A 12,896-nucleotide genomic window follows, 5' to 3' on the forward strand; every position below is an offset into this window, starting at 1 on the left:
TGATTGCATTGGTCAATGACGACTGCCGTCCTCCGGATTGCCGAAGCCAGCGAAGGCCGAGGTGAGGGGATCAAGGCGCCCGGCCCGGGCGTCTCGAGCAATCGTTGCACCCCATCTCCCCGAACGGACGAGCATTTCAACCAACCCGCGTCGCTTCCGGCAGGCAGCCGGCGCGGCCGAATTGCGCAAGGGGACTTTACGAATGGCCTATCTCGCACCGTCCGAATTCGTCACCAAGATGGTGGACGCCGGCGAATCCAAGATCTTCATGTCGACGCGCGACACCGTGATCCGTGCCTACATGGCCGGTGCGATCCTGGCGCTGGCGGCCTGGTTTGCCGTGACGATCAACGTCAACACCGGCCAGCCGCTGGTCGGCGCATTGCTGTTTCCGGTCGGCTTCGTGATGCTCTATCTGCTGGGCTTCGATCTCTTGACCGGCGTGTTCGTGCTCTCGCCGCTCGCGCTGCTCGACAAGCGCCCCGGGGTCACGCTCGGCGGCGTGCTGCGCAACTGGGGCCTCGTCTTCGTCGGCAATTTCGCCGGCGCACTCACGGTGGCGTTCATGATGGCGTTCGTGACGACCTTCGGCTTCACGCAGGAGCCCGACAAGGTCGGCATGACCATCGGAAATGTCGGCGAGGCGCGAACGCTGGGCTACGCGGCGCATGGCGCGGCGGGCATGGCGACCCTGTTCATCCGCGGAATGCTCTGCAACTGGATGGTCTCGACCGGCGTCGTCGGCGCCATGATCTCGACGACCGTGCCCGGCAAGGTCATCGCGATGTGGATGCCGATCCTGGTGTTCTTCTACATGGTGTTCGAACATTCGGTGGTGAACATGTTCCTGTTCCCGTCCGGACTGATGCTGCATGCGAAGTTCTCGATCATGGACTATTTGATCTGGAACGAGATCCCGACCGTGCTGGGCAACCTCGCCGGCGGCCTCGCCTTCACCGGGCTGACGCTCTACACGACGCATGTGAAGACGGCGCCGAAGCGCCAGCGCCTCGCGGCTTGATCCTGGCCGGCTTATGGGTCTCTCCTGTCAGGGAGAGATCCACTGGGCCTGCATGAGGCGATGCCGCGCGCGCTGAACATATCGGTCGGGCAATTCACTGATCAGGGCCGCAAGGACACCAATCAGGATTTTCACGGCGTCTTGATCCCAGAGGAGCCGCTGCTCGGCTTGAAAGGCATCGCCGTGGTGCTCGCCGACGGCATCTCCTCGAGCAGCGTCAGCCGCGTCGCCGCCGAGTCCGCGGTCAAGAGCTTCCTGACCGACTACTACTGCACCTCGGAATCCTGGTCGGTGAAGACCTCGGCGCAGCGGGTGCTGGAGGCGACCAATTCCTGGCTGCACGCGCAAACCCGGCGCAGCCAGAATCCCTACGACAAGGACAAGGGCTACGTCTGCACGCTCAGCGCGCTGGTGATCCGTTCGACCACCGCGCATCTGTTCCATGTCGGCGACAGCAGGATCTACCGTGTCGCCGGCAGCAGCCTCGAGCTACTGACCAACGACCACCGCGTCGTGATCTCGTCGCAGCAGAGCTATCTCGGCCGCGCGCTCGGCGTGAACCCGCAGCTCGAGATCGACTATCAGAACCTTCCGCTCGAGCGCGGCGACACCTTCCTGCTGGTGACCGACGGCGTCTACGAGCACGTTCCGGCGCGGCAGCTCGCGAAGACGATCAGGGACGGCGCTGCCGACCTCGATGCTGCGGCGAAATCGATCGTCGAACAGGCCTATGAAAACGGCAGCGCGGACAATCTCACCGCGCAGATCATCCGGATCGACGAATTGCCCGACGGCGATGCCAGCGAGGTGTTCGGCCAGCCCACCGAGCTGCCGCTGCCGCCGCTGCTCGATGCACGGATGCTGTTCGACGGCTATCGCATCGTGCGCGAGCTGCATGCCTCGCACCGCAGCCATATCTATCTCGCGGTCGACGAAGAGAGCGGCAGCACGGTCACGATCAAGATCCCCTCGATCGACCTGCGCGACGATCCGGCCTACCTGAAGCGCTTCGTGATGGAGGAGTGGGTCGCTAGAAGAATCGACAGCGCGCATGTGCTGAAGCCGTTTCTCCCGCAGCGCAGGCGCAACTTCCTCTACGTCACGATGGAATATGTCGACGGCCAGACCCTGACGCAGTGGATGACGGACAATCCGGCGCCGGCGCTGGAGACGGTGCGCGACATCACCGAGCAGATCGCGAAGGGCCTGCGCGCGTTCCACCGCAAGGAGATGCTCCACCAGGACGTCAGGCCCGACAACATCATGATCGACAGCACCGGCACGGTGAAGATCATCGATTTCGGCTCGACGCGAATCTCTGGTGTCGCCGAGGCGGTACCTGTGGGCGTCGAGGATATTCTGGGCACCCAGCAATACACCGCGCCGGAGTATTTTCTCGGCGAGGGCGGCACCGCGCGTTCCGACCTGTTCTCGCTCGGCGTCGTCACCTATCAGATGCTGACCGGCCGCTTGCCCTATGGCGCACGGATCGCGCGTGCGCGAACACGATCCGATTTCAACCGGCTGGTCTACCATTCGGCCGCACATGGCGGCCGCGCGATCCCGAACTGGGTCGACGGCACGCTGGAGCGCGCCGTGCACATCAATCCGCTCAAGCGCTACGAGAGCTTTTCCGAGTTCTTGTTCGACCTGCGCAATCCCAACGTAAAATATCTGACGACGTCATCGACCCCGCTGATCGAGCGCAACCCGGTGCTGTTCTGGAAGTCGACCACGCTGCTGCTGGCGCTGGTCGTGGTGCTGCTGCTGGCTTACGGCGCGCACCATTTGCGGTAGGGGCTCGACTCCGTCACCAACACCGTCATCCTGAGGAGCGCGTAGCGCGTCTCGAAGGATGAATCGGCCTGGCTGGTGGCCGTGCACCCTTCGAGGCTCGCCCAGCGTCGCAAGTGCGCCGCTAGGCTCGCACCTCAGGGTGACGGGGAAACAGTGGCGCTACGCGCGGCTAATGCGTCGCACCCGCTGCGATCGGATCCAGCCCGCTCTTGACCAGCGCGTCATGTGCGTCCGGCGAGGCGAGGAAGCTGATCAGCGCCTTGCCGGCGTCGGGCTCTTTTGAAACCGACGCGATGCCGGCGGAGAACACCGTGATCTTCTGCAACGGCTCCGGCAGCGGACCGACGATGTCGATGCCGCTGACCGGCTTCAGCTCGGAGATCTGTTGCAGGCCGATCTCGGCCTCGCCCTTGGCGACGATCTCGCCGACTGGAGTTGCCGGGATCATCCGCGCCTTGTCCTTCATCTGGTCGGCGATCCCTAGCTTCTGGAACATCTCGGTCGAGACATAGACGCCGCTGGCGCTGTCGGAATAGGCGACCGATTTCGCCGCTAGCAGCGCCTGCTTGACGGTGTCGGCCGAACTGAGGTCCGGCTTCGGTGCGCCTGATTTGACCGCGATCCCGATCGGCGATTTCACGAGGTCGACGCGGCTGTCGGCCGCCACCTTGCCCTGCTTGATCAGGTCACCCAGCGCATAGCCGACCATGATCAGCACGTCGGCCGGTTCGCCGCGCGCCAGCCGCACGGGAATGGCGTTGGTCGTCGTCCCCATCGATGGCCCGAAGGCGGTCACCACCTTATGCCCGGTCTTGCGCTCGAATTCCGGCACCAGCGCCTTGTAGGCCGCGGTCAGCCCGCCCGAGATCATGACATGGACTTCGGCGGCAGACGCGGCTGACGTGAACGCGAGGGCGCCGACGAAGGCGAGCGTGAGGGCACGTAAGGCGGTCAAGGCGCGCATGGAGTTTCTCCCTGGACGATTCTTGGGAAGGGGTCGTCGTGGGCGGGGAGACTATCGCTCGGGAGAAGACGTGGCTAGTCGCCACTCGTCATTGCGGGAGCGTAGCGACGAAGCAATCCATCGTTCCGCATGCATGGACCGATGGATTGCTTCGCGGAGCCTGTCATCGGGCGCGCGTTCGCGCGACCCGTTGGCTCGCAATGACGGGAAAAAGCGTCGCGTAGCGCTCACGAATTCACATGCACGAAATCGCGCAGCAGCGGATAGATCTCGTTGTTCCAGCGCTTGCCGGAGAACACGCCGTAGTGGCCGACGCCAGCTTGCATGTGATGCACCTTGCGATAGGTGCGGACGCCGGTGCAGAGGTCCTGGGCGGCGAGGGTCTGGCCGATCGAGCAGATGTCGTCCTTCTCCCCCTCCACCGTCATCAGGCCCATGCGCCGGATCGCCGCCGGGTTCACCGCACGGCCGCGATGCATCAGCATGCCCTGCGGCAACAGATGTTCCTGGAACACGTCGCGCACGGTCTCGATGTAGAACTCCGCCGGCAGATCCATGACTGCGAAATATTCGTCATAGAAGGTCTTGATCAATTCGGCCTTGTCGGTCTCGCCCTTGGCGAGATGGTCGGCGAGGTCGATGTGCTGCTTGATGTGGCGCTCCAGGTTCATCGACACGAACGCCGTGAGCTGCACGAAGCCGGGATAGACCTGACGCAACGCGCCCTTGCACTGCATCGGCACGTAATTGATCAGATTGTCCTCGAACCACTTGATCGGCTTGCTCTTGGCGAATTCGTTCACCTTGGTCGGCTGGATCCTTGTGTCGATCGGCCCGGCCATCAGGGTCAGCGACGCCGGCCGCGCCGGATGATCGTCTTCCGACATGATCGCAGCCGCCGCCAGCGCCGAGACGGAAGGCTGGCAGATCGCCACCATATGCGCGCGCGGGCCGAGCTGGCCGAGGAAGTCGATCAGATGGTCGGTGTAGTCCTCGAGCCCGAAGCGGCCCTCGCTGCGCGGGATGTCGCGCGGATTGTGCCAGTCGGTGATGTAGACGTCGTGGTCCTGCAGCAGCGTCTTCACGGTGCCGCGCAGCAGGGTGGCGAAATGCCCGGACATCGGCGCCACCAGCAGCAGCCGCGGCTGCTCCGGTCCGTCCACCTTCCTGAAATGCAGCAGCGAGCCGAACGGCGTCGCATAGGCGACCTCCTCGGTCACCTCGTATTCCCGGTTGCCGGAGGACACGCTGCCGATGGCGTAGTCGGGGCGGGCGTAGGTCAGGGTGGAGCGGGAGATCAGCTCGAGCGCGGCGGCGAGCCGGCCGTACACCCGGTCGGCGGCGCCCTGCGGCACCAGATTGAGGTATTTCAGCGCCGCTGCGGCCCCGGTCCGCCACGGCGCCGTGAGGTCCATGTGGTTCTGATAGGCTTGGTACATCATTGACATCATACGCATCCGCCCCTGGCCCGGCTGGATATGCAATATCGACGCCAGAGAGGGGGCGGGCTGCCCGGCAAATTGGCACGTGGCTTGCTGCAAAAACGAAAGGCTCCGGGGCGCGGCGGCTTGGAAAGACGTGCGGCGGCCGGGAGCGGGATGTGTTCAGGGCGTGAGGCAAGGGCATGGCGAAAGCGACACTCACCATCAGCAGCAAGAATTACTCGTCCTGGTCGCTGCGCGGCTGGCTGCTGGCGAAATTCGCCGGGCTGGAGTTCGAGGAGGTGGTCACGGCGCCCGATGACCCCTCGGCGCGGGCCGAGCTGCTGCTGCTGTCCTCGTCGATCCTGGTGCCCTGTCTGCGCCACGAGGGCGCGACGGTCTGGGATACCTTGGCGATCGGCGAGTATCTCAACGAGATCATGCCGCATGCCGGGCTGCTGCCGGAGGACCGCATCCAGCGCGCCCATTGCCGCTCGATCTCGGGCGAAATCCACTCCGGCTTCACCACGTTACGCTCGTCGCTGCCGGTCAACCTCAAGGGGCATTTTCCCGGCTTCAAGATCTGGTCGCGGGCGCAGGCCGACATCGACCGTGTCTGCACGATCTGGGCCGATTGCCTAGGCAAGTCCGGCGGGCCGTTCCTGTTCGGCGAACGCCGCACCATGGCGGACGCGATGTATGCGCCGGTCGTGACCCGCTTCATGACCTATGACGTCAAGCTCGATCCTGTCCTTGCGGCCTATGCCAGGACCATCATGGCGATGCCCGAGATGCAGGAATGGGTGGAGGCTGCGAAGGCGGAGCCCGCCGACGTCGAGGAGCTCGAGGTCGAATATTAGGCAGTGCGCGCGCCGGCCTGCCTGGGCCGGCGGCTCAAGCTCAAGGCAAGCCTTGCTCAATGGGCGTGCCGCCGGCGTCGGGAATCGGTGACGCGCCGTCGGCGTGGCCGATCGACGCCAAACGCAAATTCGCGCCTCGCGCCAAATGCTTCCGCCGCGGCGGCCGCGCGTGGCGAGACCGATCGCCGCAGCACAACCGGGCTGGCAAGGATTTCGCATAGCAACAATCGAGCTGTGACCGCGACGATGCGACGCTGCCGAAAATTTGGACGCTGAGCCGCGCCGCGATCTCGCAAACACGAGAACCGTGGAGGCTTGAAATGAACCAGCACGCCGTCGTCGGCAAATTCTCCCACGTCAAACCCGGGGATACCGAGTTCAAGGGCGGAGGTCTGCGCGACTTCTTCCTGTATCGCGATCTCGGCATCGCCGATGCTACCGGCGGGCAGGTTATCTGCCATCTGGTCAAGGCCAATCCCGACCTGCCGCCGGAAGAGGGCACCGGCTGGCACAAGCATCTGTGCGATTTTCAGATCGTCATCATGACCAAGGGCTGGGCGCGCTTCATGTATGAGGACAAGGAGACGCTGGTCGAGGCCGGCGACGTCATCCATCAGCGTCCCGGCATCACCCACTATCTGTTCGATTACTCGAAGGACATGGAATACCTCGAGATCGTCAGCCCCGCCGATTTCAAGACCGTGGACGTGCCGCCGGCGACCGAGACCGTGCCGCCGACCACGCCGTGGAAATGATCGCGAGGAGGATCAGAGAAGGGATCGCAAATGTCGTCGGCGGAGGAATTAACCTTTGTTATCGGCCGCTGGCTGCGGCCGATCGTCATGCTTCTGTATGTGGTGCGCCGCCTCGGGCTGATAGCCACATCTAGCCGTGAACAACGGAGTACGCTGCTCAATCAGTGATTCGGGCGCGATTCGTTCCATCCGCGTTCCAAATCTTAAAGCACGGCGCGTGCGCGTCGCGTTTTGAAACAGCATGCATGGTCCGGAAGGACCATGCGCAAGCGCGGCGCCTGATGCACTCAGGCCAGGCCCGGTTGCTTCTCGCGCGGCTTCCGCCAGGCGATGACGTTGGCTTCCAGCGCGCCACCTGTCGTGTCATTGCGCCACTGGCCGTTGACGAAGCGGCAGGCGAACGGCAGCTGATACGTTCCGCTATGATCCTCACAAAGCACTTCCACGCGTTGTTCCGGCGAAGGTTCGCCATTGCCATCGAATTGCGCCAGCCGTTTTTCGCGCGTTGCCATGCGATCTGTCTCCACTGCCCAAGGTCGAGCCAAAAGGGGTCGAACCAAACAAGTTCCGAAGGCCCCCGTCCCCACGAGTAGTCCCCGTAATGGGTGAAGCACACCGCTCGAATACGGTTTCAGTGTGGTATGTCTGCCCGGCTTTCAGCGTCGCGCGCACAAAACTGTGAATGACGCGTTTGATTGGGGATGCCGATGATCGCTCGTTTCGCTGTTGTCCTGCTCATGCCGCTCGTGTTCGTCGTCGGAACCGCGCGTGCGCAGGACGTTCCCGGCATCGAGATCTGCACCGTCGAGAAGACGATGGAGCGGCGCACGAGCTGTCTGCAGAGCAACGTCGACTTCCTGCAGAAGACGATCGGCAAGCTCACGACAGATCATCAGCAGAAGCTCGAAGCCGCCAACCGGCAGATCGCGAGCTTGCAGAGCGCAATTGCGGGCCTGCAGAAGCTCGTCACCGATTTGCAGGCGGCGCAGCTCAAGCTGACCGAGGATCTGAAGAAGAAGGCCGATGCGCCCGCGGCGAAGGATACGACGCCGGCTGCGAAGGACGGGACGAAGTAGAGATCGTCATTGCGAGCGCAGCGAAGCAATCCACCTCTCAGCTTGCCGAGATATGGATTGCTTCGTCGCTTCGCTCCTCGCAATGACGGTGGAAGGCCGGACCCGTCACGCCACCCGATATTTCTCCATCACGTCGCGATCCGGCTCGTAGCCGAGCCCGGGGCCCTGGGGCACGGCGACATGGCCACGGGCGTCGACGTCGATGCGGTCGCCCCACAGGCAGGCCGGGCGCTTCATGAAGAACATTTCGATCAGGCCTTCGTCGCGGATCGCCATCAGATGCAGGGTGGCGAGGAAGCCCGGCCCGAAATACGGCGAATGCGGAATCACCTGGACGCCGAACTCGTCGGCGAGCACCGCCACGCGCAGGAATTCGGTGACGCCGCCGACCTTGATCACCGACGGCTGCGAGTGACTGACCGCGCCCGCGGTCATCATCTGGCGGAATTGATGCACGGTGCAGGCGTTCTCGCCGGCCGCGATATCGAGCCGGCCCTCTCTCCGCACCTCCGCGAGCGTCGCAAAATCCTCCGGCGGCCAGACCGGCTCCTCAAGGAACATCGGCGCGGCCTGCTTGCAGTCGCGCGCGAACTGGATTGCCGCCGGTCCATCCAGCGGGCAGTTCATGTCGACCATCAGCGGCACGCCGGGGCCGATCGCCTCGCGCGCGGCGGCAACTGCGGGCACAGTGGTCTCGTGCAGCTTGATCGCAGCGTAGCCGAGCTTGATCGCCTTCTTGCATTCGGCGGCGATATGGCCGGGATTACCGATCCGCATCAGGCTGGCATAGGCCGGAATCGCGCTGCGCCTGGCGCCGCCGATCAATTGATGCAGCGGCACGCCCTTCACCTTGCCGGCGAGATCCCACAACGCGACGTCGAGCGCGGAGATCGCAAACATCGTGATGCCGTAGCGGCCGAACAGATGCAGATTGCGCTGGATCTGCTCCATCACGGCGGGGATTTTGGCTGCGTCCGGCACCTCGAGGCCGCGGGCCTGCGGCGCGATCATCTCGGTCACCGCCATGCTGCTCGTCTTCGGGCAGACATAGGCGAAGGCATCGCCCCAGCCGGTCAGGCCGGCATCGGTCGACACCTCGACCAGCACCATGTCGAGCGCCGAGATGGCGGATGCGCCCTGGCGGAAGCTCGCCGGGCCTGCGTCATAGGGAATGCGGATGTGGTGGGCGCGGACGTCGGTGATTTTCATTGTTGTTGTCCTTCCGATCGCAGGATGGGCCGCGAGCGCTTGATTGCCGGATACTCTAGCCCAAGTGCGGCGAGCTTGCGTGCAGCTTCGCTTCGGCTCGCCTGGGTTCCGGCTGCTCCAAGTCTGCTTGTGACAAGTCTGCTTGTGACCAAGTCTAGCTGGTAAGAATCTTGCGCGTGAATCGTGTCGAAGACGTGGATGCCCGGCGCAGGGCCGGGCATCATGAAGCCCAAAGAGGAAAGCCCTAGCTGCTCTTCTCGCCGCTCATGATGGGACCGAACCGCTCCCAGCTCTCGCCCTTGAAGCGCATCATCTGCAACTGCTCGATCGGCGCGTAGTCGTCCGGCCCGGTCTTGATCTTCGTCCCCGGCAGATAGATGCCGATCTCGAAGTTGAGGCTGGCCGCCTGCTTCATCAGGTTCTCGCGGGTGAGGTTGTCGCCGCATTGCCGCAACACCTGCTCCAGCCCCTTGGCGACGCCGTAACCGAACACGGTCGAGGCGTCGTTCTGGTCGCCCTCGGGATACCACTTGGTCATGAACGCGCGCCACTCGTTCATGGCTGGATCGTTCTTCCACTCGTGGTCCGCCGGGTCCTTCAGATACTGGGTCGACAGGATGTCCTGGCTCGCCTCATAGCCGGCCGGCTTCATCACGCCGCCGATCGAGACCGAGACGTTGGTCAGGAACTGGACCGGATGCCAATCGAGCTCAGCGGCCTTCTTGATCGCCTGCGCCGCGAATTTCGGCGTCGCGATGTTGACGAAGATGTCGGGGTTGGCGCCCTTGATCTGCACGATCTGCGAATCCACCGTCGGCGACGTGGTCTCGTAGGAGGATTCGACGACGATCAGTTTCTTGGCCGCATCGCCGAGCCCGTCATGCAGGCCGATCAGGTAGTCCTTGCCGAAATCGTCGTTCTGGTAGAGCACGCCGATGGTCTTGCCGGGATATTTCTGCAGGATGTATTTGGCATAGATGCGCGCCTCGACCTGGTAGCTCGGCTGCCAGCCCATGGTCCAAGGAAAATTCTTCGGATCGTTCCACTTGGCGGCGCCGGTGGAGACGAACAGCTGCGGCACCTTCTTGGAGTTCATGTATTTCTGGATCGCGGTGTTGCCCGGCGTGCCCAGCGGATTGAAGATCAACAGCGCCTCGTCGCTCTCGACCAGTTTGCGGGCCTGCTCGACCATCTTCGGCGGTGAGTAGCCGTCGTCGTAGGAGACGAAGTTGACCTTGCGGCCGTTGATGCCGCCCTCGCTGTTGAGCTTGTTGAAATAGGCCGCTTCGGTCTTGCCGATCGTGGCGTAGGCGGATGCCGGGCCGGAATAGGGCATGATGTTGCCGACCTTGATCTCGGTGTCGGTCGCACCCGGATCGTATTTCTTCTGGGCGTTGGCGGCGCCGGCGAGGGCGATCGTCAAAAGCCCCGCAAGCGCCGCTGATATGACGCAGTTGACATAGCTCAGGCGTTGGTGGTGCATCATTGTCCTCCCTGACATGCTGGCCGCGGCTCGTGCAGTCTTGATTTTCGGGCAGCTTGGTGAGCCGTCGGATCGATGCGGCTGCGAGTATGCACGATTGCAACATTGTTGCCAGCGGCGGCTTTGGGCTAAAATTTCGCTGAGCGGAACCACGGTTGCGCCGCTGCGCAGCAAGGACTGTCAAATGCCGTGCGCGGCAGCCATGCATGATGCCGGAGCCTTGCAGGAAAGCCGTCGTCCATGAATCCAGCCCAGAAGGCGCTCTGGTACATCGAAAGCCACCTCCGCACGTCGCTGACGCTCGACGATATCGCCGTCGTTGCCGGGGTCTCGCGCTTCCATCTGGTGCGGGCGTTCGCGGAGGCGACCGGCTTTTCGGTGATGCGCTACGTGCGGGCGCGCCGCCTCAGCGAGGCCGCGCGCGAACTCGCCGCCGGTGCGCCCGATATTCTCAGCCTCGCGCTGGATGCCGATTACGGCTCCCACGAAGCATTCACCCGCGCGTTTCGCGACCATTTCGGCGTCACGCCGGAAACGGTGCGCGCGACGACGTGCCTGACGACGCTCAAGCTCCAGGAGCCGATCACCATGATCTCGACCGCTCTCGATCATCTCGATCCGCCGCGCATCGCGTCCGGCAAGGCGTTTCTCGTCGCCGGCGTCGGCGAGCGTTACAACCACGCCAATGACAGCACGGCCGGCATTCCGAACCAGTGGCACGGCTTCCACCAGCAATGCGTCCATATTCCGCGTCAGGTCGGCAATGGCGCCTATGGCGTCTGCTGCAACGGCGACGACGCCGGCAATTTCGACTACATCGCAGGCGTCGAGGTCGCCGATTTCTCCGACCTGCCGCGCGAGTTCGCACGTGTCAGGATCCCGGCGCAGAAATACGTGGTGTTCACCCACAAAGACCACATCTCGACCATCCGCCGCACCGTCAACACGATCTGGAACAGGTGGCTGCCGCAATCCGGCATGAAGGTCGCGGACGCGCCGAACTTCGAGCGCTACGACGAGAAATTCGACAAGAACACCGGCAATGGCGGACTGGAGATCTGGGTGCCCGTGGAAGAGTAGAGGGCCGACACGTCATTCCCCAGATCACGGTTGCGACAAACCCGATGTCGTCCCTGCCTAGTGCGCAATTGCGCACAGGAGCAGGGACCCATAACCACTAATGACTATGCCGCGCGAATCCGGAACGACGAGTGACGTTCACCACACTCGCTGCGGAGTATTGGTCCCTGCTTTCGCAGGGACGACACTGTTGATGTGGCGAGTTTAGTGTGAGCGCGCGAGGCAGAACGCGACGACCTGTTCCAGCGCGGTCTTCATCGGTGACGACGGGAACAGCGCCAGCGCGTCGACCGCCATCGCGCCGTAGTGCTGGGCGCGGCTGATGGTGTCTTCCAGCGCACGGTGCTTGGTCATCAGCCCGATCGCGTGATCGAGATCGGCCGATCCGATCTCGCCGCGCTCCAGTGCGCGGATCCAGAACTGGCGCTCGGTGTCGTTGCCGCGGCGGAAGGCGAGCACCACCGGGAGCGTGATCTTGCCCTCGCGGAAGTCGTCGCCGACATTCTTGCCGAGCTTGGCGGATTTGCCGCCATAGTCGAGCACGTCATCGACGAGCTGGAAGGCGATGCCGAGATTCATGCCGACCGAGCGGCACGCGGTCTGCTCGGCTTTCGGACGGTTGGCGATCACAGGACCGACCTCGCAGGCGGCGGCGAACAGCTCGGCGGTCTTGCCGCGGATCACGGCGAGATATTCATCCTCGGTGGTCGCGGTGTTCTTGGCGGCGGCGAGCTGCATCACCTCGCCCTCGGCGATGGTGGCGGCGGCGGCCGAGAGAATGTCGAGCGCGCGCAGCGAGCCGACCTCGACCATCATGCGGAACGCCTGGCCGAGCAGGAAGTCGCCGACCAGCACGCTGGCCTCGTTGCCCCACAGCATCCGCGCGGACAATTTGCCGCGGCGCAGCTCGCTCTCGTCGACCACGTCGTCATGCAGCAGGGTCGCGGTGTGCATGAATTCGACCGCGGCGGCGAGCTTGATATGGCCGTCGCCTGTGTAGTCGGCGAGCTGGGCCATCGCGAGCGTCAGCATCGGGCGCAGCCGCTTGCCGCCGGAGGAGATCAGATGGTTGGCCACCTCGGGGATCATGGTGACCTCGGAGCCGGTCCGCGAGAGGATGGTCGCGTTGACGCGTTCCATGTCGGCGGCGACAAGTCCCACCAGCCCGTCGATCGAAGCATTGGACGGGCTTTCGAAGGGTACAATAACCGCCACGCTGGTCTCCAATTT

Annotated in this window: 13 protein-coding genes; 7 read left to right on the forward strand and 6 right to left on the reverse strand. The window is 63.7% G+C overall.

The window, feature by feature from the left end; translation table 11 throughout:
* The first annotated feature begins 202 nt into the window (after nt 1-202).
* Both H8A92_RS20180 and H8A92_RS20185 read left to right on the forward strand, forming a co-directional pair.
* On the forward strand, nt 203-1,021 hold the full coding sequence (locus H8A92_RS20180; RefSeq protein ID WP_212310650.1) for a formate/nitrite transporter family protein: 819 nt from the start codon (nt 203-205) through the stop codon (nt 1,019-1,021).
* Nucleotides 1,022-1,081: 60 nt separating this feature from the next.
* The gene (locus tag H8A92_RS20185) at nt 1,082-2,818 is read left to right on the forward strand and encodes a bifunctional protein-serine/threonine kinase/phosphatase (protein ID WP_229197386.1); all 1,737 of its coding nucleotides are present in this window, start codon (nt 1,082-1,084) and stop codon (nt 2,816-2,818) included.
* A gap of 169 nt (nt 2,819-2,987) precedes the next feature.
* Here the strand turns inward: H8A92_RS20185 and H8A92_RS20190 are convergent, their stop codons facing one another.
* On the reverse strand, nt 2,988-3,782 hold the full coding sequence (locus H8A92_RS20190; RefSeq protein WP_229197387.1) for a substrate-binding domain-containing protein: 795 nt from the start codon (nt 3,780-3,782) through the stop codon (nt 2,988-2,990).
* Nucleotides 3,783-4,009: 227 nt separating this feature from the next.
* Nucleotides 4,010-5,233 (reverse strand): polyhydroxyalkanoate depolymerase, encoded by a 1,224-nt coding sequence (locus H8A92_RS20195; protein ID WP_229197388.1) that lies wholly within the window; start codon nt 5,231-5,233, stop codon nt 4,010-4,012.
* Between the two features lie 173 nt (nt 5,234-5,406).
* On the opposite strand from H8A92_RS20195, the gene H8A92_RS20200 reads away from it, so the two are divergent.
* The 3 genes from H8A92_RS20200 (at nt 5,407) to H8A92_RS20210 (ending at nt 6,986) form a co-directional block, all read left to right on the forward strand.
* Complete coding sequence (locus H8A92_RS20200) at nt 5,407-6,063, forward strand: glutathione S-transferase (protein ID WP_229197389.1); 657 nt, start codon at nt 5,407-5,409, stop codon at nt 6,061-6,063.
* Nucleotides 6,064-6,383: 320 nt separating this feature from the next.
* Nucleotides 6,384-6,818: a cupin domain-containing protein gene (locus H8A92_RS20205; RefSeq protein WP_229197390.1), complete on the forward strand. Its 435-nt coding sequence runs from the start codon at nt 6,384-6,386 to the stop codon at nt 6,816-6,818.
* Nucleotides 6,819-6,848: 30 nt separating this feature from the next.
* The gene (locus H8A92_RS20210) at nt 6,849-6,986 is read left to right on the forward strand and encodes a hypothetical protein (protein ID WP_229197391.1); all 138 of its coding nucleotides are present in this window, start codon (nt 6,849-6,851) and stop codon (nt 6,984-6,986) included.
* Nucleotides 6,987-7,105: 119 nt separating this feature from the next.
* On the opposite strand, the gene H8A92_RS20215 is transcribed toward H8A92_RS20210, so the two are convergent.
* A complete protein-coding gene (locus tag H8A92_RS20215) occupies nt 7,106-7,330 on the reverse strand; it encodes a hypothetical protein (protein ID WP_163160485.1) in 225 nt (74 codons plus the stop codon).
* A gap of 195 nt (nt 7,331-7,525) precedes the next feature.
* Between H8A92_RS20215 and H8A92_RS20220 the strand changes: the two genes are divergently transcribed.
* Entirely contained in the window at nt 7,526-7,894 is a 369-nt protein-coding gene (locus H8A92_RS20220; RefSeq protein ID WP_229197392.1) for a hypothetical protein, read from the forward strand.
* A gap of 105 nt (nt 7,895-7,999) precedes the next feature.
* Here H8A92_RS20220 and H8A92_RS20225 read toward each other — a convergent pair whose 3' ends face one another.
* The gene (locus tag H8A92_RS20225) at nt 8,000-9,103 is read right to left on the reverse strand and encodes a mandelate racemase/muconate lactonizing enzyme family protein (protein ID WP_229197393.1); all 1,104 of its coding nucleotides are present in this window, start codon (nt 9,101-9,103) and stop codon (nt 8,000-8,002) included.
* Nucleotides 9,104-9,347: 244 nt separating this feature from the next.
* The gene (locus H8A92_RS20230; protein ID WP_229197394.1) at nt 9,348-10,589 is read right to left on the reverse strand and encodes an ABC transporter substrate-binding protein; all 1,242 of its coding nucleotides are present in this window, start codon (nt 10,587-10,589) and stop codon (nt 9,348-9,350) included.
* Between the two features lie 237 nt (nt 10,590-10,826).
* Here H8A92_RS20230 and H8A92_RS20235 point away from each other — a divergent pair, with 237 nt between their 5' ends.
* Entirely contained in the window at nt 10,827-11,666 is an 840-nt protein-coding gene (locus H8A92_RS20235) for an AraC family transcriptional regulator (RefSeq protein ID WP_229197395.1), read from the forward strand.
* Between the two features lie 204 nt (nt 11,667-11,870).
* Here the strand turns inward: H8A92_RS20235 and H8A92_RS20240 are convergent, their stop codons facing one another.
* On the reverse strand, nt 11,871-12,881 hold the full coding sequence (locus H8A92_RS20240; protein WP_163160480.1) for a polyprenyl synthetase family protein: 1,011 nt from the start codon (nt 12,879-12,881) through the stop codon (nt 11,871-11,873).
* Nucleotides 12,882-12,896: the final 15 nt, after the last annotated feature.

It is taken from the genome of Bradyrhizobium acaciae (assembly GCF_020889785.1).
GTDB lineage: Bacteria > Pseudomonadota > Alphaproteobacteria > Rhizobiales > Xanthobacteraceae > Bradyrhizobium > Bradyrhizobium acaciae.

Excerpts from the sequence above, each read along its gene's own strand:
- H8A92_RS20180 (WP_212310650.1), top strand. The coding sequence starts at position 203 with ATGGCCTATCTCGCACCGTCCGAATTCGTCACCAAGATGGTGGACGCC.
- H8A92_RS20185 (WP_229197386.1), top strand. The coding sequence starts at position 1,082 with ATGCCGCGCGCGCTGAACATATCGGTCGGGCAATTCACTGATCAGGGC.
- H8A92_RS20190 (WP_229197387.1), bottom strand. The coding sequence starts at position 3,782 with ATGCGCGCCTTGACCGCCTTACGTGCCCTCACGCTCGCCTTCGTCGGC.
- H8A92_RS20195 (WP_229197388.1), bottom strand. The coding sequence starts at position 5,233 with ATGATGTCAATGATGTACCAAGCCTATCAGAACCACATGGACCTCACG.
- H8A92_RS20200 (WP_229197389.1), top strand. The coding sequence starts at position 5,407 with ATGGCGAAAGCGACACTCACCATCAGCAGCAAGAATTACTCGTCCTGG.
- H8A92_RS20205 (WP_229197390.1), top strand. The coding sequence starts at position 6,384 with ATGAACCAGCACGCCGTCGTCGGCAAATTCTCCCACGTCAAACCCGGG.
- H8A92_RS20210 (WP_229197391.1), top strand. The coding sequence starts at position 6,849 with ATGTCGTCGGCGGAGGAATTAACCTTTGTTATCGGCCGCTGGCTGCGG.
- H8A92_RS20215 (WP_163160485.1), bottom strand. The coding sequence starts at position 7,330 with ATGGCAACGCGCGAAAAACGGCTGGCGCAATTCGATGGCAATGGCGAA.
- H8A92_RS20220 (WP_229197392.1), top strand. The coding sequence starts at position 7,526 with ATGATCGCTCGTTTCGCTGTTGTCCTGCTCATGCCGCTCGTGTTCGTC.
- H8A92_RS20225 (WP_229197393.1), bottom strand. The coding sequence starts at position 9,103 with ATGAAAATCACCGACGTCCGCGCCCACCACATCCGCATTCCCTATGAC.
- H8A92_RS20230 (WP_229197394.1), bottom strand. The coding sequence starts at position 10,589 with ATGATGCACCACCAACGCCTGAGCTATGTCAACTGCGTCATATCAGCG.
- H8A92_RS20235 (WP_229197395.1), top strand. The coding sequence starts at position 10,827 with ATGAATCCAGCCCAGAAGGCGCTCTGGTACATCGAAAGCCACCTCCGC.